The following is a 17,859-nucleotide window of genomic DNA, read 5'->3' on the forward strand; positions in this document are numbered from 1 at the left end:
GCCCGGCGGACCGCCGGCGCCCTCGGCGCGCCCGGCTTGCGGGGTGCGAGCGCCCCGGCTTGCAGCGGTGCGAGCGCCCCGACGGGCGGCGCGCCAGGATGGGCGCATGCCGATCGACGCGCTCGCCTGGACGCCCGCCCTCGACCGCCCCGACCTCGTCGCCCCCGCGACCGCGGACGCCCTGCGCCGCTGGGCCGACGTCGAGCCCGCCGTGGCCACCGGCGTGCGCGTGGCCGCGATCGACCCCGACCTCGCCGACACGGCGGCGCTCACCGCCGCCTACGGTCTGGCGCTCGACGCCTCGGGCAACTGCGTGCTCGTCGCGGGGCGGCGCGCGGGCGAGGAGCGCGTGGCGGCCGCCGTCGTGCTCGCGAGCACGCGCGCGGACGTCAACGCGGCGATCAAGCGCCTGCTCGACGTGCGCAAGGCGTCCTTCATGCCGATGGACCGCGCGGTCGAGGAGTCGGGCATGGAGTACGGCGGCATCACGCCCGTCGGGCTGCCCGCGGGCTGGCGCGTGCTCGTGGACGCGCGCGTGCGCGACGCGGGCGACGTCGTCGTCGGCAGCGGGCTGCGTCGCTCCAAGCTGGCGCTGCCGGGCGACCTCCTCGCGACCATGCCGGGCGCCGAGGTCGTCGAGGACCTCGCGGTGACGGCGCCGTGAGCGCCGCCGCCTCCCCGGCCCTCGTCGCGGCCGCGCGCACGCGCTGGGCGCACCTCGCCGGCCCGGACGTGACGTTCCCGGACGACGGCGCCCGCGTCGTCGTCGCGCCCGCGTCGCGGCTGTGCCCGCCGGGCTGGTTCGGCGTCGTGCGCGTCGGCGGCGCGACGCTCGTGTCCGTGCCGGACGACGCGACGGCCGCCGCGGTCGTGCCGCTGCTCGCGCTCGACGGCGACGACCTCACCGACCCGGACGCGGTCGGCGCCGTGCTGCGGCTCGACGCCGTCCTCGGCCCTGCGCGCCTGGCGTACCTCGACCCCGCGGCCTCCCTGCCGTCCGCGCCCGCCTGCGAGGCCGTCGCGGTCGACGACCCGCGCGTGACCGCGCTGCTCGCCACGGACCCCGACGGCACCGACGAGAGCGGGCTCGAGGACGCGGGCTCGCCCCTGTTCGTGGCACGCGACGGCGACCGGCTGCTCGCCGCCGCCGGGTACCACCGGTGGCCGTCCGACACGGCGCACGTCGGCGTGCTCGTCGCACCCGAGGCGCGCGGGCGACGCCTCGCGGCCGTGGTCGGCGCGGCCGCGAGCACGCACGCCCGGGAGGCCGGCCTCCTGCCGCAGTGGCGCGCGCGCATCCCGGCGTCGATCCGGACCGCCGCCACGCTCGGCTACGCCGACGTGGGCGCGCAGCTCAGCGTGCGCCCGGCCCCCTGAGGCGCGGACCCCGGACGGGCGTGGGGCGCCGCCCCCCGGCGACCTGCGCCCAGGCGACGCACGCGAGCCCGAGCAGGCCGAGGGCGAGCGCCGCCCCTGCGAGGCCGACGTCGGGGCCCGTGGCGGGGAGCTCGGGGCGGCAGCCGCGCAGCGCGAACCCCACGGACCGGGCGCGCTCCACGCCGTCGACGAGCACGGCGCCCCAGTAGGTCCCGGACGGCGGGCTCGCGAGCGCCACGGCCGCCGGCGCGATCGCCCCGGCGGCGTCGGGCAGCACGGAGACGGGCCCCGCTACGACGGCGCCGCGGCTGTCGACGACGGCGACCGCCACCGCACCGCCCCCCGCCCAGCCCGACCCGGCGACGGACACGGTCGTGCAGCTCGGCGCGGAGACCTCGACCGTCGGCGCCGCGGGCGGCGGCTCGGGCGCGGCGGTCACGGTGACGACCCGCTCCCACCACACGAGCGCCCCGTCGAGGAGCGCCCCGAGGCGCAGCGTCGACGGGCCGGGCGTCGCGCCGACCGGCAGCCGCACGGAGGCCGGCGCCGCCGCGAGGTCCTGCCGCACGGGCACCGCGCGACCGTCGAAGCACGCGACGGCCCACAGGGTGTCGTACTCGTCGAAGTAGATCCGCGCGGCGTCGCCGAGGTCGGTCAGGCCGACGGTGAGTGCACCACCCACGACGGCGGCGTCGTCGCCCGTGAGGCTCCCCCGGGGCGCCGGGGCACCGGGAAGGGCGCACGCAGGGCCCGCGACCGCGTCGACCGGTTCCGACGTGACCGTCACCGACGCACTCAGGCGTGCGAACGTCCGCTCCCCGGGCGGCGCCTCGGGACCCTCGAAGAAGACGACGCTCACCGCGTAGGTGCCCGGGGGTGTGCCCGCCGGGACGTCGAGGAGGAACAGCCCGACGTCGGCGGTCGTCACCAGCGCCTCGGCGTCGCCGAGCGGCAGCCAGGGCGCGCAGCTGAGGAACGTCTCGCCGGACCCGCCCCCGATGAGCCCCGCCGGCCACTGCGCGAAGTCGCTGAGCACGCCGAGGATCGGGGTCCCGGCCTGCACGACGTCGGCGTCCAGGGTGAGCGTGCCGTCGATGGCCACGGGCACATCCGTCGCGCAGGCGGGTTGCACCGCCGCCGGGAGCACCGCCGGGGGCCCGGGGGCGGCGGCAGCCGCAGCCGGGGACGCCAGGGCGGCGACACCCACGAGGACCGATGCGATGCGGCGGACCGGACGCATACCTCGACGCTACGCCGGGCGGACGCCCCGCGGGGTCACTTCAGCGCCCAGAACGCGACGGCCGAGGCGGCCGCGACGTTGAGCGAGTCGACGCCGCCCGCCATGGGGATGCGCACGACGACGTCGGCGGCCTGCACCGCCGCCCGGGACAGGCCGTCGCCCTCGGTCCCGAGCACCATCGCGAGGCGCTCGGGCGGGTCGGCGGCGAGGGCGTCGAGCGTGACGGCGTCGTCGGCGAGCGCGAGCGCGGCGACGACGAACCCGTCCGCGCGCAGGTCGTCGAGGCCGCCCGGCCACGACCCGAGCCGGGTCCACGGCACCTGGAACACGGTGCCCATCGAGACGCGCACCGACCGTCGGTACAGCGGGTCCGCGCAGCGCGGCGACACGAGCACCGCGTCCACCCCGAGCCCCGCCGCGCTCCGGAACACCGCGCCCACGTTGGTGTGGTCGACGACGTCCTCGAGCACGGCGACGCGCCGCGCCCCGGCGCCGCCCCGGGCGCCCGCGAGCAGCGCGTGGACGTCGGGCAGCGGCGGCCGGTGCATCGCCGCGAGCGCGCCGCGGTGCAGGTGGAAGCCCGTGATGCCCTCGAGGACGTCGGGCTCGCCGACGTAGACCGGGACGTCGCCGTCGGGGCCGGCGCCGACCTCGTCGAGCAGCGCGGCCAGGTCCGGGAGCCATCGCTCCGCCATAAGGAACGACCGCGGCCGGTGCCCCGCGGCGACCGCCCGGCGGATCACCGTGGAGCTCTCGGCGATGTACAGACCCTTGGCGGGCTCGTGCTTGGCGCGCAGCGCCACGTCGGTGAGCCGCGTGTAGTCCGCGAGGCGCTCGTCGTCGGGGTCGGTCACTCGCAGCACGGGCACCGGAGCATCCTCCCAGCCCGCGACCTCCCCACGGTCCACCGGTTCTGGAACGGATCCTGCACGGGGACGCCGGATCCGTTCCAGAACCGGCCCGGGCGTCAGTCGACCGAGGCCGCGGCCGCCGCGAACTGGCTCGCGTAGAGCGCGGCGTACGCGCCGCCGGCGGCGAGGAGCTCGTCGTGCGTGCCCTGCTCGACGATCGCGCCGCCGTCCATGACGAGGATGGTGTCGGCGTCCCGGATCGTGGAGAGCCGGTGGGCGATGACGAACGACGTGCGCCCGTGCCGCAGCGCGGCCATCGCGTGCTGGACGAGCACCTCGGTGCGCGTGTCCACGGACGACGTCGCCTCGTCGAGCACGAGGATCGGCGGGTCGGCCAGGAACGCGCGTGCGATGGTGATCAGCTGCTTCTCCCCCGCGCTGACGTTGCCGCCCTCGTCGTCGATCACCGTCGCGTAGCCGTCCGGCAGGGTCCGCACGAAGCGGTCGACGTGCGTGACCTCGGCGGCCGCGACCACCTCGTCGTGCGTGGCCCCCGCGCGGCCGTAGGCGATGTTGTCCTCGATCGTGCCGCCGAACAGCCACGTGTCCTGCAGCACCATGCCGATCTGGCTGCGGAGCACCTCGCGGTCCATCGCCGCGACGTCGACGCCGTCGAGCGTGATGCGCCCGCCGTCGAGCTCGTAGAACCGCAGGAGGAGGTTGACGAGCGTCGTCTTGCCCGCGCCCGTCGGCCCGACGATCGCGACGGTCCGCCCGGGCTCGGCGACGAGGTCGAGGTGCTCCAGGAGCGGCGCCTGGGGGTCGTAGGAGAACGACACGTCCTCGAACGCGACGCGGCCGCGCACCGGGTCGGGCCGGGGCCCGTCCGCGGGCTCGGGCGACTGCTCGGGGGCGTCGAGCACCTCGAACACGCGCTCGGCCGAGGCGACGCCCGACTGGAGCAGGTTCATCATCGCGGCGACCTGGGTGATGGGCTGCGTGAACTGGCGCGAGTACTGGATGAAGGCCTGGACCTCGCCGAGGCTCAGCGCGCCGGACGCCACCCGCAGCCCGCCCACGACGGCGATCGCGACGTACGTGAGGTTGGAGACGAACATCATCGCGGGCTGGATGAGGCCGGAGATGAACTGCGCCCGGAAGGTCGCGTCGTGCAGCGCCTCGTTCTCGGCGTGGAAGGCGGCCGACGCCTGCTCCTGACGCCCGAACACCTTGACGAGCGCGTGCCCCGTGTACATCTCCTCGACGTGGGCGTTGAGGGTGCCGGTGCGCGCCCACTGGGCCGTGAACTGCGGCTTCGACCGCTTCGCGATGGCGGCCGTGACGAAGCCCGCGACGGGCACCGTGACGAGCGCGATGACCGCGAGCAGCGGCGAGATCCAGAACATCATGACGAGCACGCCGACGATCGTCAGCACCGCGGAGACGAGCTGGCTCAAGGTCTGCTGGAGCGTCATCGCGAGGTTGTCGATGTCGTTGGTGACGCGCGAGAGGAGGTCGCCGCGGGGCTGCCGGTCCACGTGCGCGAGCGGCAGGCGCGCGAGCTTGGCCTGGACGTCGGCCCGCAGCCGCAGCACGGTCCGCTGCACGACGCCGGTCGTCAGCAGGCCCTGGAGGTACCCGAACGCCCACGCGCCGACGTAGAGCGCCAGCACGAGGAGCAGCACGCGCGCGAGGGCGCCGGTGTCCACGCCCTGTCCCGGCACCGCGTCGCTCGCGGCGACGACGTCGGCGAGCGCGTCCTGGCCGCGCGCGCGCAGGCCGGCGACCGCCTCCTCGCGCGTGAGGCCTGCGGGCAGCGACCGGCCGAGCACGCCCGTGAAGACGAGGTCGGTCGCGTGGCCGAGGATCCGCGGCCCGAGCACCATGAGCGCGACGCTCACGACGGTGAGGCCGACGACGGCGAGCAGCGCGCCCCGCTCCGGACGCAGCACGCCGAGCAGCCGACGGGCCGAGGTGCGGAAGTCCGTCGGCCTCGCCATGGGCATGCCGAGGGCACCCATCATGCCCATGGGCCCGCGCGGCGGCGGCGCGGCCGGCGGCGCGCCCGCAGCGCCGCCCGCGCCGGGCGTCGGCGTCCCGGGCCGCGTCACGGGTCCCGCGGGTCCGGTGCTCATGCCGTCGCCTCCTGCTCGCTGAGCTGGGACAGCACGATCTCGCGGTACGTCTCGCTCGTGGCCATGAGCCCGGCGTGCGTGCCCGTGCCGACGACGGCGCCGTCGTCGAGCACCACGATCCGGTCCGCCGTGCGGATGGTGCTCACGCGCTGCGCGACGACGATCACCGTCGCGTCGCGCGTCTCCGGGACGAGGGCGGCGCGCAGCGCGGCGTCGGTCGCGAAGTCCAGGGCCGAGAACGAGTCGTCGAAGAGGTAGACCGCCGGGCGGCGCACGAGCGCGCGGGCGATCGCGAGCCGCTGACGCTGCCCGCCCGAGACGTTGGTGCCGCCCTGCGCCACCGCGGCGTCGAGGCCGCCCATCGCGCGCACGAAGTCGGCGCCCTGTGCGACCTCGAGCGCGTGCCACAGCTCCTCGTCGGTCGCGTCCGGCTTGCCGTCGCGCAGGTTGGACGCCACCGTCCCGCCGAACAGGTACGGCTTCTGCGGCACGACCGCCATCGAGCCCCAGAGCGTCTGCGGCGCGAGGTCGCGCACGTCGACGCCCCCGACGAGCACGGCGCCCTCGGTGACGTCCGACAGGCGCGGGATCATCTCGAGGAGGGTCGTCTTGCCCGACCCGGTGGAGCCGATGATCGCCGTCGTGCGCCCGGGCTCGGCGAGCAGGTCGACGCCGCGCAGCACCGGCTCGTCGGCGCCGGGGTACCGGAAGGACACGCCCCGCAGCTCGACGCTCGTCCGCGCGGGGAGCGACGTCACGGGCTCGGCGGGCGGGACGACGCTCGAGGGCGTGCGGAGCACCTCCATGACCCGCTCGGAGGAGACCTCGGCACGCGGGACCATCATGAACATCATCACGGCCATCATCACGGCCATGAGGATCTGCATGATGTAGCTGAGGAACGCCGTGAGCGACCCGACCTGCATGGACCCGTCGGCGATCCGCTGGCCGCCGAACCACAGGATCGCGACGCCCGAGACGTTCATGACGAGCATGACGGTCGGGAACAGGAAGGCCATGAGCCGCCCGACGGCGATCGCGACGCGTGCCAGGTCCTCGTTGGCGTCGCGGAACCGCTCGCGCTCGTGCGTGTCCCGCACGAAGGCGCGGATGACGCGGATGCCGCCGATCTGCTCGCGCAGGATGCGGTTGATCTGGTCGATCTTCTCCTGCATCGAGCGGAAGAGCGGCCGCATGCGCACGACGGCGATCCCGAGCACCACGACGAGCAGGGGCACGACGACGAGCAGCAGCCCGCTGAGCGGCACGTCCTCGCGCAGCGCCATGACGACGCCGCCCACGACCATGACCGGCGCGGCGACCATGATCGTCAGGCTCATGAGGACGAGCATCTGGATCTGCTGGACGTCGTTGGTCGTGCGCGTGAGCAGCGACGCCGCGCCGAACCGGCCGACCTCGCGCGCCGAGAACGTCTGCACGTGGTCGAAGACCTCGGCGCGCACGTCGCGCCCCAGCCCCGCCGCGACGCCGGCGCCCGCATGGACGGCGCCGATCGCGCACACGACCTGGACGAACGTCACGCCGAGCATGAGCGCGCCGAGCCGCAGGATGACGCCCGTGTCCCCTTGTGCGACGCCGTCGTCGATGATGTCGGCGTTGAGGCTGGGCAGGTAGAGGTTCGCGACCGCCTGCACGAGCTGCAGCAGCACGACGACGGCGAGCCGGCGCGCGTAGAGCGAGAGACGGACGCGCAGGAGCGCGACCAGCATGCTCGGTCCCCGGCCGGCGGCGGTGCTCACCGTGCGAACCTAGACCCGGTCGGACGCGAACGGGCGCGTGTTTTCCCTGGGCGAACCGCCCGCACCGGCCGGACGGAGCCCGCCCGAGCCCGCCCGAGCCCGGGCCTGGCCGGTGCCCGCCGGCTCAGGCCTGGTACGGCGGCGGCGTGAAGCCCTGCTCCGGCGGTCGCGGGGGGCCGTCGGGGGTGTCCGCGGGCGGCGTCGTCGGGTGCGGCGCGGGCGCGCCCTCGTGCTGGCCGGCCTCCGTCGAGCGCTCGAACGGCCGGCCGCTGAGCGTCCCCGAGCGCGTGGCGTCCTCGGTCGCGGCGGCCGACTGGCGTCGCGCCTCGGCGAGCGCCTCGGACGGGTCCGTGAGCGACGTGGGCGGCAGGTCGTCGCCCAGGGGCGAGGTGCCCGCGGGCCGCCCGGAGTCGAACGCGAGGTCGTCCCCCGCGGTCGCGCCCGGTCCGCCGAAGCCCTTGCTGATCGCGCCCAGCGCGGCCGTGAACTCGGTCGGGATGAACCACACCTTGTTCGACTGCGTGCGCGCGACCTCGGGCAGCATCTGCAGGTACTGGTACGCGAGCAGCTTGGGGTCGGCGTCGCCGCGGTGGATCGCGTCGAAGACCTGGAGGATCGCACGCGACTCGCCCTCGGCGTTGAGGATCGCGGCCTGGGCGGAGCCCTCGGCGCGCAGGATCGCGGCCTGCTTCTCGCCCTCGGCGGTGAGGATCTGGGACTGCTTGACGCCCTCCGCCGTGAGGATCGCCGCCCGGCGGTCGCGCTCGGCGCGCATCTGCTGCTCCATCGAGCCCTGGATCGACTGCGGCGGGTCGATCGACTTGAGCTCGACGCGGTTGACGCGCACGCCCCACCGGCCGGTCGCCTCGTCGAGCACGCCACGCAGCTGACCGTTGATCTGGTCACGGCTGGTCAGCGTCTGCTCGAGGTCCATCGACCCGACGACGTTGCGCAGGGTCGTCACCGTGAGCTGCTCGATGCCCTGGATGTAGTTGGCGATCTCGTAGACCGCCGACCGCGGCTCGGTCACCTGGAAGTAGATGACCGTGTCGATGCTCACGACGAGGTTGTCGGACGTGATCACGGGCTGCGGCGGGAAGGAGACGACCTGCTCACGCAGGTCCACGGCGGCGCGTACGCGGTCGACGAACGGGATGAGCAGGTGCAGCCCGGCGTCGAGCGTGCGCGAGTAGCGGCCGAGGCGCTCGACGATGAGCGCGACGGCCTGCGGCACGATCCGCACCGAGCGGACCAGCGCGATGACGACGAAGAGGAGCAGCAGCCCCAGGATGAGGTACCCGGCGACTCCGGCGGGGCTGGTCGTGCTCACGGGCTCTCCTCGGTGGGTCGGGGCCGGGCCGGCCCGGGTGTGGGCGCGTCGTGCGGGTGGTGCAGGTGGGCCGCGCGGCTCACGACGGCGGTCGCGCCGTCGATCCGCATGACGACGACCTCCTCGCCCTCGGGCAGCAGGTGCTCGCCGTCGGTGCGCGCGGACCAGACCTCGCCCGCGAGCTTGACGCGACCCGCGCGGTCCGAGACCTCCGCGACGACGACGGCCGTGCGGCCGACGAGGGCGTGGACGTTCGTCTCGACGAGCGGCACGCGACGCCGCAGGTGGCGCAGCAGCCAGGGGCGCAGCGCGAGCAGCAGCCCGGCCGACGCGACGGCGAACCCGAGGATCTGCACCCACAGCGGGAAGCCCATGGCGGCGAGGAGCGCGGCGACGGCGGCGCCGCCCGCGAACATGATGAGCACGAGGTCGAGCGAGAGGATCTCGACGACGGCGAGCAGCAGGGCCGCTCCGAGCCACCACACCCAGTCCACAGCGCCTCCCTCGTCGATGCCCCATGCTACCGGGAGGGATGAGGCGGCGGAGACGTTTTCTTTGCGCAGTCTTGGCGCGGTCGGCGCCAACCCGGACATCGGGTGCACGGCGCCGGAGAGGGTGCGGTCAGACCTTCCCGCGCAGGAGCCGGTGCCAGTACACGGGCGGCTCGAGCCACCGGTCGAACACCAGCAGGCTCCGCCTCGGACGCGCCAGGTCGGGGAACCGCAGCGTCGGCTCGGGACGCCCGTCCCGGTCGTGCTCGGCGAGCAGGAGGTGGCTGCGCGAGGTCGTCACCGGCGCCACCGTGTAGCCGTCGTAGCGGCTCAGGGTCCGGCCCCGGCGCCGCGCGGCGATGTTCTCCGCGACGACGGGCACCTGGCGACGCAGCGCGCCGCCCGAGGGCACCGTGCGCACCTCGGCCGCGTCGCCCAGGCCCCAGACCCGGGGGTGCGCCACGTGCTGGAGCGTCTCCGGGTCGACGGCGACGAAGCCGTCCGTGCCCTCCGCGTCGAGGCCGCTCCCCGCGATCCACGCGGGCGCGCGGTGCGGCGGCGCGAGGTAGAGGGCGTCGTAGGCGAGCTCCTCGACCCCGTCGGCGCCGCGGACGCGCAGCGTGCGGCGCTCGCCGTCGACCTGCTCGACGGTCGTGCCGGTCCGGACACGGACGCCGTACGCGTCCGCCGCGGCGCGCAGCTCGCGGTCGGCCTCCGCGTGGTCGACGAGGGCCGGGCCCGCCACGAGCAGCTCGACGTCGACGGCGTCGAGGACCCCGGTGCGGCGCCAGTGGTCGCACGCCGTGAACAGCGGCTTGAGGCCGACGGGCGCGCAGGGCACGTGCCGGTCGGAGATCGCGAAGACGGCCCGCCCCGTGGTGAGCGCCGACAGCATGGCCCAGGTGCCCTCGGCGTGCTCCGGCAGGTAGCTGGTCGACGCGTGCGGCGTGGCCATCGCCTGCTCCGCGCCCGGCACGGCGTCCCAGTCGACCTCCGACCCCGGGCACAGCGCGAGGTCGCCGTAGGTGAGCTCGAGGCCACCGGCGAGCCGGACGACCGAGCGCGCGGCGTCGACCGCGACGACGTGGTCGGGGTACCAGGGCACGCCCTCGGGCACGACGTCCGCCTGCGGCCGGCGCAGGTCGTCGAGGGTCGCCATGCCCGACGCCACGTAGGAGAGCAGCGGCCGGTAGTGGTGCACGCGCCGCGGGTCGACGACGGCGACGTCGCGGCACCCGTCGCGCCGCAGCCGTGCCGCGAGCGAGATGCCGGCGTTGCCGCCGCCGACCACCAGCACGTCGTGGTGCGGTCGAAGGTCCATGCCGGCCGGCTCCGCTCTCGGGGGGCACCGCCTGTCGGGGCGACACCGCCACGCTAGGCGACGCCCTCGGCGCGCGCGCGTCGGAGCGGCACGCGCGCCGGAGCGGCGGGCGCGTCGGGTCAGCGGGCGCGCGCGCTCCAGCGGTCCCCGTGCCGGTCCGTGTGCCGGTCGACGGTGAGCTCGACGTCGAACGTCTCGGACAGCCTCTCCGTCGTGAGCACCTCCTCGAGCGGGCCGGCCGCGTGCACGCGGCCCTCGCGCAGCAGCAGGCCGTGCGTGAAGCCCGCCGGGATCTCCTCGACGTGGTGGGTGACCAGCACGAGGACCGGCGAGCGGTGGTCGCGCGCGAGCTCCGTGAGCGCGCCGACGAGCTCCTCACGGCCGCCCAGGTCGAGGCCCGCGGCGGGCTCGTCGAGGAGCAGGAGCTCGGGGTCGGTCATGAGCGCGCGCGCGATCTGCGTGCGCTTGCGCTCGCCCTCGCTCAGCGTCCCGAAGGTGCGCTCGGCGAGGTCGCCGACGCCGAACACCTCGAGCAGCACGCGGGCGCGCTCGTGGTCGAGCGCCTCGTACTGCTCGCGCCACCGCCCGGTCATGCCGTAGGCGGCGGTGAGCACGACGTCGAGCACGGTCTCGCCGCCCGGGATGCGGTCGGCCAGCGCGGCCGAGGCGACTCCGATCCGCGGCCGCAGCTCGAACACGTCGACCGCGCCGAGCCGCTCGCCCAGCACGTGCGCCGTGCCGCTCGACGGGTGCATGCGGCCCGCGGCGATCTGCAGCATGGTCGTCTTGCCGGCGCCGTTGCGGCCGAGGACCACCCAGCGCTCGCCGTCGGCCACCGTCCACGACACGTGGTCGAGGATCGTCTTGGCGCCGCGGCGGATGGACACGTCCTGCAGGTCGAGCACCGGCGTCATGGTCCCCGACCCTACCCGCGCGGCGCGCGCGCCCGGCCCACCGCCGCGACGGCGGCAGACTGGTTCTCGTGAACCCGCTGCTCGAGCTCCCCCGCTCCGTGCTGCTGTCCCTCTGGGTCCAGGGGGTCGGCTCCGGCTCGGACCCCGTCCGGCGCGCGGCGCGTGCCGTGCAGGGTGATGACGAGCCGCACCTCGTGGCCGACGCGGACGACGGCGCACCCGCTCCGGTCGAGGACGGTGCGAGCCTCGAGGACCTGCTCGCGGCCTGGGCGAGCGGCCCTCGCACGTCCGCCGCGCTGCTGCCCGTGCCGGGCGACGTCACCGGCCTGCCCCCGCTCGTGGCGGCGGCCGCCGTCGACGCCGGCGAGTGCGTGCTCGCGCACGCCGCGGGGCGGGCGTGGGCCGCGGTCCCCGAGGTGACCGCCTTCGGCTCCGTGCACGACACCGGGCACCTGGTGACGTGGCGCGTGCACGAGGTGCCCGACTGGCGGCCGCGACTGCCGGGTGTGGTCGGGACCCTCAGCGAGGCGGAGATGAGCCTGCGCGAGGCCCTCCGGGACGCGACCGAGGCGCTCGCCCAGCTCGACGTCGCGCGCTGGCGCGACGACGCGGCGGACGCGATCGCCGCCCTGCGGTCCGACGCCGACCCGGGCTGGCTGCTGCCGAGCGGCCTCACCCCGCGCGCCCTGCGTGTCCTGGTGACCGCCGTCCGGCTGCGCGCGGTCGTCGAGCTGGCGACCGCGGACGACGGCGGCGCGGTCAACCTGTGGCAGGCCGACCAGCGCTCCGCCGCCCTGCGTCACGTCGACCACGCGGCGCGCCACGCCGTCGCGGCGGCGACCGCGAGCGCGGGCGCAGCGGGCCGGCCGGCCTGAGGGGGCGACCCGGGGCGGCCGCGCGTCCGACGCGGCGTCGCCGCGAGGCTCAGGCGAGGACGGAGCGGTAGACCTCGACGGTGCGCTCGGCGATCGCGTCCCACGCGAAGTGGTCCTCGACGCGTCGTCGTGCGGCGCGGCCCATCTCGGCGGCGCGCTGCGGGTCGGTCGCGAGCGCGGTGAGCGCCGCCGCGAGGTCCGCGACGAACCGGTCGGGGTGGACGGGCGTGCCGGTCCCGTCCTGCACCTGCTCGATGGGGACCAGCAGCCCGGTGACGCCGTCGTCGACGACCTCCGGGATGCCTCCGGTCGCCGTGCCGACGACGGGCAGGCCGCAGGCCATGGCCTCGAGGTTGACGATCCCCAGCGGCTCGTAGACGGACGGGCACGCGAACACGGTCCCCGACGAGAGCACGGCGACGAGCTCGTCGCGCGGCAGCATCTGCTCGATCCACACGACGCCGTCGCGCTGCTGGCGGAGGTCGGCGACCAGCCCGGCGACCTCGGCCGAGATCTCGGGGGTGTCCGGCGCGCCCGCGCAGAGGACGAGCTGGACCTCGGGCGGCAGCGCCTCGGCCGCGCGCAGGAGGTAGGGCAGGCCCTTCTGGCGCGTGATCCGGCCGACGAACACCACGGACGGACGGTCGGGATCGATGCCCAGGGCGCGCACGACGGCGTCCGCCCGGTCGACCGCCTCGTGACCCTCGGGCCGGCGCCAGCCCGACAGGTCGATCCCGTTGTGCACGACGTGGACCTTGGCCGGGTCGACCTGCGGGTAGCAGCGCAGGATGTCGGCGCGCATGCCCGCGCTCACCGCGATCACCGCGGCGGCGCCCTCGTACGCCGTCTGCTCGGCCCAGCCGGACAGCGCGTAGCCGCCGCCGAGCTGCTCGGCCTTCCACGGGCGCAGCGGCTCGAGGCTGTGCGCGCTCACGACGTGCGGGATGCCGTGCAGCAGGCCCGCGAGGTGCCCGGCGAGGTTGGCGTACCAGGTGTGGGAGTGGACCAGGTCCGCGCCCTCGACGTCCCCCGCCATGAGCAGGTCGACGCCGAACGTGCGCAGCGCGGGGTTGTGCCGGCTCAGGCCGCCGGGCACGTCGTAGCCCGTCACGCCCTCCTCGGACCGCGCGCCGTCGAAGCAGCGCACGCGCACGTCGAGGTGGCGCCGCAGCACGGAGCTCAGCTCCGCGACGTGCACGCCGGCTCCGCCGTACACGTGCGGTGGGTACTCCCGGGTCAGCAGGTCGACGCGCACAGCGACACGCTAGCGCGCCGGGTGGCGATCGTCTGGCCGGACGGCGTCCGCGCCCCTAGGGTCACGGGTATGGCAGCGCCGCGCGTCCTGGCAATCGTCCTCGCCGGTGGCGAGGGCAAGCGACTCATGCCCCTCACGGCGGACCGGGCCAAACCCGCGGTCCCGTTCGGCGGCATGTACCGGCTGGTCGACTTCGCCCTCTCGAACCTCGTGAACTCGCACTACCTGCAGATCGTGGTGCTCACGCAGTACAAGTCGCACAGCCTCGACCGCCACGTCGCCAAGACGTGGCGCATGTCGCCGCTGCTCGGCAACTACGTCGCACCCGTCCCCGCGCAGCAGCGGGTCGGCAAGCACTGGTACCTGGGCAGCGCCGACGCGATCTTCCAGTGCCTCAACATCATCACCGACGAGCGGCCCGACGTCGTCGTCGTGGTCGGTGCGGACCACGTGTACCGGATGGACTTCGAGCAGATGGTCGACGCGCACCTCGCGTCGGGCGCCGAGTTCACGGTCGCGGCGATCCGTCAGCCGATCGGGCTCGCGGACCAGTTCGGCGTCATCGAGACCAAGGCCGACGACCCGACCAAGATCAACGCGTTCCTCGAGAAGCCCACGGACCCCGTCGGGCTCGCGGACTCCCCCGGCGAGATCCTCGCGTCGATGGGCAACTACGTCGCGAACGTCGACGCGCTCGTCGAGGCCGTCACCAAGGACGCGGCGAGCCCGACGTCGCGCCACGACATGGGCGGCGACATCGTGCCGTACTTCGTCGAGCGCGGGACGGCCGGCGTCTACGACTTCATCCGCAACGACGTCGCGGGCTCCACCGACCGCGACCGCGACTACTGGCGCGACGTCGGGACGCTCGACTCGTACTACGACGCCAACCTCGACCTCATCTCGGTCAACCCGGTGTTCAACCTGTACAACACCGACTGGCCCGTGTTCAGCGGGTACGCCCAGCTGCCGCCCGCCAAATTCGTCCACGCCGGCCCCGGGCGCCTCGGTCACGCGGCGGACTCGCTCGTCTCGCCCGGAGTCATCGTCTCCGGCGCGACCGTGACGGGCTCCGTGCTCTCCCCCGGCGTCTACCTGCACTCGTGGGCGTCGGTGAGCGACTCGGTGGTCATGGACGGCACGACGGTCGGCCGGCACGCGCAGGTCCACCGCGCGATCCTCGACAAGAACGTCGTCGTGTCCGAGCGCGCGCGCGTCGGTCTCGACGCCGAGCACGACCGGGCGCGCGGGTTCACCGTGAGCGAGAGCGGCATCACCGTCGTCCCCAAGGGCACGGTCGTCCAGGCCTGACCGACCGGAGGGTGGGCGGTCCCGCGGCGCGTCCGCGGGCCGCGGCTACCCTCCACGCGTGACCTCCGCGGCCCCCGACCAGCGCGTCGTCGTGATGGACGTCGACTCGACGCTCATCACGGGCGAGGTGATCGAGATGCTCGCGGGCCACGCGGGGTCGCGGGCCGCCGTCACGGCGATCACCGAGAGCGCGATGCGCGGCGAGATCGACTTCGCGACGTCCCTGCACCAGCGCGTCGCGACGCTCGCCGGCCTCCCGGAGGCCGTGTTCGACGCCGTCCGGGCCGAGATGACGCTCACGCCCGGGGCCGAGCGCCTCGTCGCCGAGCTGCACCGACGTGGCTGGCCGGTCGGGCTCGTCTCGGGCGGCTTCCACGAGCTCGTCGACCCCCTCGCCGAGCGGCTGGGGATCGGGTTCGTCCGCGCCAACCGGCTCGAGGTCGAGGCCGGCCACCTCACCGGCCGCGTCACCGGACCGGTCGTCGACGCCGAGGCCAAGGCGGTCGCGCTGCGCGAGCTCGCCCGCGCGCACGGCGTGCCGATGGAGCGCACCGTCGCGATCGGCGACGGCGCCAACGACCTGCGGATGCTCGCGGCGGCCGGCCTCGGCATCGCGTTCAACGCCAAGCCGGTCGTGTGCGCGCAGGCCGACGTCGCCGTGCTCGACGCGCCGCTCGACGCCGTGCTCGAGCACCTCGACGCCCCCGCCTGAGGCGCACGCGCGCCCGTCCGTCGTCGGCGACGCGGGCGTCGCCGACCCCTCACCCGAGCGCGTCGACCCGTCGCTCGGCCGCGAGCGCGAGCAGGAAGAACGCCTGGGCCTCGGCCGAGCGCCCCGGCCGGTCGAAGTGCGGCGCGCCCGCGACGGGGCGGACGAGCCCGTCCGCGTCCACGCCGCGCGCCGCGGCGGCGCGCAGGTCGCGTCCGACGTCGGCCCAGCCGGCGTCGAGCCAGCCGTCCGCGACGCCCGTGAGCACCGCGTAGGCGAGCATCTGGGCGAGGTTCGCCTCGACGAAGCTCCCGGGGTCGTCGACGACGTCGTGGAAGAGGCCGTCGGCGCGGCGGTGCGCGAGGCACGCCGTCACGACCGCGGTGGCCTCCGCGGCGAGCGCCGCGCGGTGCGGCGCCGCGGCGCGCTCGCGCCAGGCCCGGGCCAGGCCGGCCGCGACCCAGCCGTTGCCCGTCCCCCAGCGCTGCGGCGCGACGAGCGTCGCCGTCGGCTCGTCCCACCGCGCGGCCCAGAGGCCGTCGTCGCCGCGCAGCCGGGAGCGGTGCCCCGCGAGCTGCACGAGCGCGGCGTCGGCCCGGTCGAGGCGGAGCAGCGCCGGTACGAGCATGTAGACGGAGTCGGTCCACACCTGGGCGGACCCCGCGAGGTGCAGCAGCGTGCCGTCGGCCGCACGCGGGCAGCCCGCGTCGAACCACGCCGCCTGGCGCGCGAGCGCGGCGGCCAGGTCCACCCGCCCGGTGCGCGCGGCCTCGACCGCGACCACCTCGACGAGCGCGCCGCAGTTGACCAGCCCACCGCCGTCGACCTCCCCGAGCCGGCCCTGCGCGTCCTGCCGGACGACGGCGTCGTCGGCCAGGGCCGCCACGAGGTCGCCACGCGCGTGGTCGAGCGCCGCGTGCGCGACGACGCCCTGCTCCCAGGACAGCCGCTGCATCGCGAGCAGCGCCGTCCAGACCGCCCCCTCGCGCGTCGCGGTCACCGCGCGGGTCGCACCGCGGCGGTCAGCGTGGCGCCGCGCGGCTCCAGGCCCGCCCAGTCCGGGACCTCGAGCACCGCGTACGCACCCGTCGAGAGCCCGGTGCGCACCGTCGCCACGGCGGCGTCGTCGCTCCCCGGTCCCGCGAGCGTCGCGGCCAGGCTCGACATCGTGGGCTCGTGCCCGACGACGAGGAGCGTCGCGACCCGCGGGTCCACCGCGCGGACCATGTCGAGCACGTCGGAGGTCCCGGCCTCGTAGAGCCGGTCGGAGACCTCGGCCTCGGGCTCCGGGCCGCCGAGGGCCGAGCGCACGAGGTCCCAGGTCTGGCGCGTCCGCACGGCCGACGAGACGAGCGCGAGGTCGGGCACGAGACCCGACGAAGCGAGGCTCGCGCCGACCTGACCGGCCTGGCGGCGGCCCGTGAGCGCCAGCGGACGGAGCGCGTCCGTCGGGGCGTCCGGCTCGGCCTTGGCGTGCCGCAGCAGGACCAGCCGGCCGCCGCCCGCTCCGGCGCTCACAGCCCCATCGCGTGGAAGCCGCCGTCGACGTGGACGATCTCGCCGGTCGTCGCCGGGAACCAGTCGGAGAGCAGGGCCGCGACGGCGCGCGCCGTCGGCTCGGGGTCGTGCGCGTCCCAGCCGAGCGGGGCGCGCTCCGGCCAGCCGCCCTCCATCGCCTCGAAGCCGGGGATCGACTTCGCCGCCGTCGTCCGCACGGGTCCGGCGGACACGAGGTTGACGCGGATGCCCTCGGGACCGAGGTCGCGCGCGAGGTACCGGGACGTCGACTCGAAGGCCGCCTTCGCGACGCCCATCCAGTCGTAGACCGGCCAGGCGTAGCGCGCGTCGAACGTCAGCCCGACGATCGAGGAGCCCCGGCCGAGGAGGGGCCGCGCGGCGACGGCGAGCGCCTTGAGCGAGTAGGCCGAGACGTGCAGCGCCGTCGCGACGTCGTCCCACTCGCCCGCGAGGAAGTTGCCGCCCATGACGGACTGCGGCGCGAAGCCGATCGAGTGGACGACACCGTCGAGGTGGTCGGTGTGCTCGCGGACCCGGTCGGCGAGCGCCGCGAGGTCCTCGGCCGACGTCGCGTCGAGCTCGACCACGGGCGCGGCCTGGGGCAGGCGCTTGGCGATCGCCTGGGTGAGCCGCAGCTGGCGGCCGAACGAGGTGAGGACGACCTCCGCACCCTCCTCCTGGGCCAGCCGCGCCACGTGGAAGGCGATCGAGCTGTCCATGAGGACGCCGGTGACCAGGAGCTTCTTGCCGTCGAGCAGACCCATCGAGCCGC

The 17,859-nt window shown here is 75.6% G+C and carries 17 protein-coding genes; 5 read left to right on the forward strand and 12 right to left on the reverse strand.

Going from position 1 to position 17,859, the window contains the following annotated elements:
* The first annotated feature begins 106 nt into the window (after positions 1-106).
* Both JIG38_RS02180 and JIG38_RS20860 read left to right on the forward strand, forming a co-directional pair.
* Positions 107-664: a YbaK/EbsC family protein gene (locus JIG38_RS02180; protein ID WP_199421818.1), complete on the forward strand. Its 558-nt coding sequence runs from the start codon at positions 107-109 to the stop codon at positions 662-664.
* A complete protein-coding gene (locus JIG38_RS20860) occupies positions 661-1,377 on the forward strand; it encodes a GNAT family N-acetyltransferase (protein ID WP_199421819.1) in 717 nt (238 codons plus the stop codon). Before JIG38_RS02180 ends, JIG38_RS20860 begins: the two co-directional genes overlap by 4 nt.
* On the opposite strand, the gene JIG38_RS02190 is transcribed toward JIG38_RS20860, so the two are convergent.
* The 8 genes from JIG38_RS02190 to JIG38_RS02225 all read right to left on the reverse strand — a co-directional run bounded on the left by JIG38_RS02190 (position 1,355) and on the right by JIG38_RS02225 (position 11,419).
* A complete protein-coding gene (locus JIG38_RS02190) occupies positions 1,355-2,479 on the reverse strand; it encodes a hypothetical protein (protein WP_199421820.1) in 1,125 nt (374 codons plus the stop codon). The two genes, JIG38_RS20860 and JIG38_RS02190, sit on opposite strands and share 23 nt — an antisense overlap.
* A gap of 173 nt (positions 2,480-2,652) precedes the next feature.
* Positions 2,653-3,486, reverse strand: coding sequence for a TrmH family RNA methyltransferase (locus tag JIG38_RS02195; RefSeq protein ID WP_199421821.1), 834 nt, complete (start codon positions 3,484-3,486; stop codon positions 2,653-2,655).
* A gap of 98 nt (positions 3,487-3,584) precedes the next feature.
* Positions 3,585-5,603, reverse strand: a complete 2,019-nt coding sequence (locus JIG38_RS02200; RefSeq protein ID WP_372419687.1) for an ABC transporter ATP-binding protein — start codon at positions 5,601-5,603, stop codon at positions 3,585-3,587.
* Positions 5,600-7,333, reverse strand: coding sequence for an ABC transporter ATP-binding protein (locus JIG38_RS02205; RefSeq protein ID WP_199421926.1), 1,734 nt, complete (start codon positions 7,331-7,333; stop codon positions 5,600-5,602). The genes JIG38_RS02200 and JIG38_RS02205 overlap by 4 nt, the downstream gene beginning before the upstream one ends.
* Positions 7,334-7,487: 154 nt before the next feature.
* Positions 7,488-8,693, reverse strand: a complete 1,206-nt coding sequence (locus tag JIG38_RS02210; protein WP_199421822.1) for an SPFH domain-containing protein — start codon at positions 8,691-8,693, stop codon at positions 7,488-7,490.
* The gene (locus tag JIG38_RS02215) at positions 8,690-9,187 is read right to left on the reverse strand and encodes an NfeD family protein (RefSeq protein ID WP_199421823.1); all 498 of its coding nucleotides are present in this window, start codon (positions 9,185-9,187) and stop codon (positions 8,690-8,692) included. Before JIG38_RS02215 ends, JIG38_RS02210 begins: the two co-directional genes overlap by 4 nt.
* Positions 9,188-9,314: 127 nt before the next feature.
* Entirely contained in the window at positions 9,315-10,505 is a 1,191-nt protein-coding gene (locus tag JIG38_RS02220) for an NAD(P)/FAD-dependent oxidoreductase (protein ID WP_199421824.1), read from the reverse strand.
* A gap of 119 nt (positions 10,506-10,624) precedes the next feature.
* The gene (locus JIG38_RS02225) at positions 10,625-11,419 is read right to left on the reverse strand and encodes an ABC transporter ATP-binding protein (protein WP_199421825.1); all 795 of its coding nucleotides are present in this window, start codon (positions 11,417-11,419) and stop codon (positions 10,625-10,627) included.
* A gap of 68 nt (positions 11,420-11,487) precedes the next feature.
* Here JIG38_RS02225 and JIG38_RS02230 point away from each other — a divergent pair, with 68 nt between their 5' ends.
* Entirely contained in the window at positions 11,488-12,294 is an 807-nt protein-coding gene (locus tag JIG38_RS02230) for an Rv1486c family protein (protein ID WP_199421826.1), read from the forward strand.
* 49 nt (positions 12,295-12,343) lie between these two features.
* Here JIG38_RS02230 and glgA read toward each other — a convergent pair whose 3' ends face one another.
* Complete coding sequence (gene glgA / locus JIG38_RS02235) at positions 12,344-13,549, reverse strand: glycogen synthase (protein ID WP_199421827.1); 1,206 nt, start codon at positions 13,547-13,549, stop codon at positions 12,344-12,346.
* A gap of 69 nt (positions 13,550-13,618) precedes the next feature.
* On the opposite strand from glgA, the gene glgC reads away from it, so the two are divergent.
* Complete coding sequence (gene glgC / locus JIG38_RS02240; RefSeq protein WP_199421828.1) at positions 13,619-14,860, forward strand: glucose-1-phosphate adenylyltransferase; 1,242 nt, start codon at positions 13,619-13,621, stop codon at positions 14,858-14,860.
* Between the two features lie 58 nt (positions 14,861-14,918).
* On the forward strand, positions 14,919-15,572 hold the full coding sequence (serB, locus tag JIG38_RS02245; RefSeq protein ID WP_307844468.1) for a phosphoserine phosphatase SerB: 654 nt from the start codon (positions 14,919-14,921) through the stop codon (positions 15,570-15,572).
* Positions 15,573-15,621: 49 nt separating this feature from the next.
* On the opposite strand, the gene JIG38_RS02250 is transcribed toward serB, so the two are convergent.
* From JIG38_RS02250 to fabI, 3 genes are read right to left on the reverse strand one after another with little or no spacing between them, the layout of a single operon-like run.
* Complete coding sequence (locus tag JIG38_RS02250; protein WP_199421829.1) at positions 15,622-16,569, reverse strand: glycoside hydrolase family 88 protein; 948 nt, start codon at positions 16,567-16,569, stop codon at positions 15,622-15,624.
* Positions 16,566-17,087 carry a SixA phosphatase family protein gene (locus JIG38_RS02255; RefSeq protein WP_199421830.1) on the reverse strand — a complete coding sequence of 174 codons (522 nt, stop codon included), beginning with the start codon at positions 17,085-17,087 and terminating at the stop codon, positions 16,566-16,568. Before JIG38_RS02255 ends, JIG38_RS02250 begins: the two co-directional genes overlap by 4 nt.
* Entirely contained in the window at positions 17,084-17,851 is a 768-nt protein-coding gene (fabI, locus tag JIG38_RS02260; protein WP_199421831.1) for an enoyl-ACP reductase FabI, read from the reverse strand. The genes JIG38_RS02255 and fabI overlap by 4 nt, the downstream gene beginning before the upstream one ends.
* Positions 17,852-17,859: the final 8 nt, after the last annotated feature.

The sequence above is a fragment of the Actinotalea solisilvae genome (assembly GCF_016464425.1).
Taxonomy (GTDB): Bacteria; Actinomycetota; Actinomycetes; order Actinomycetales; family Cellulomonadaceae; genus Actinotalea; species Actinotalea solisilvae.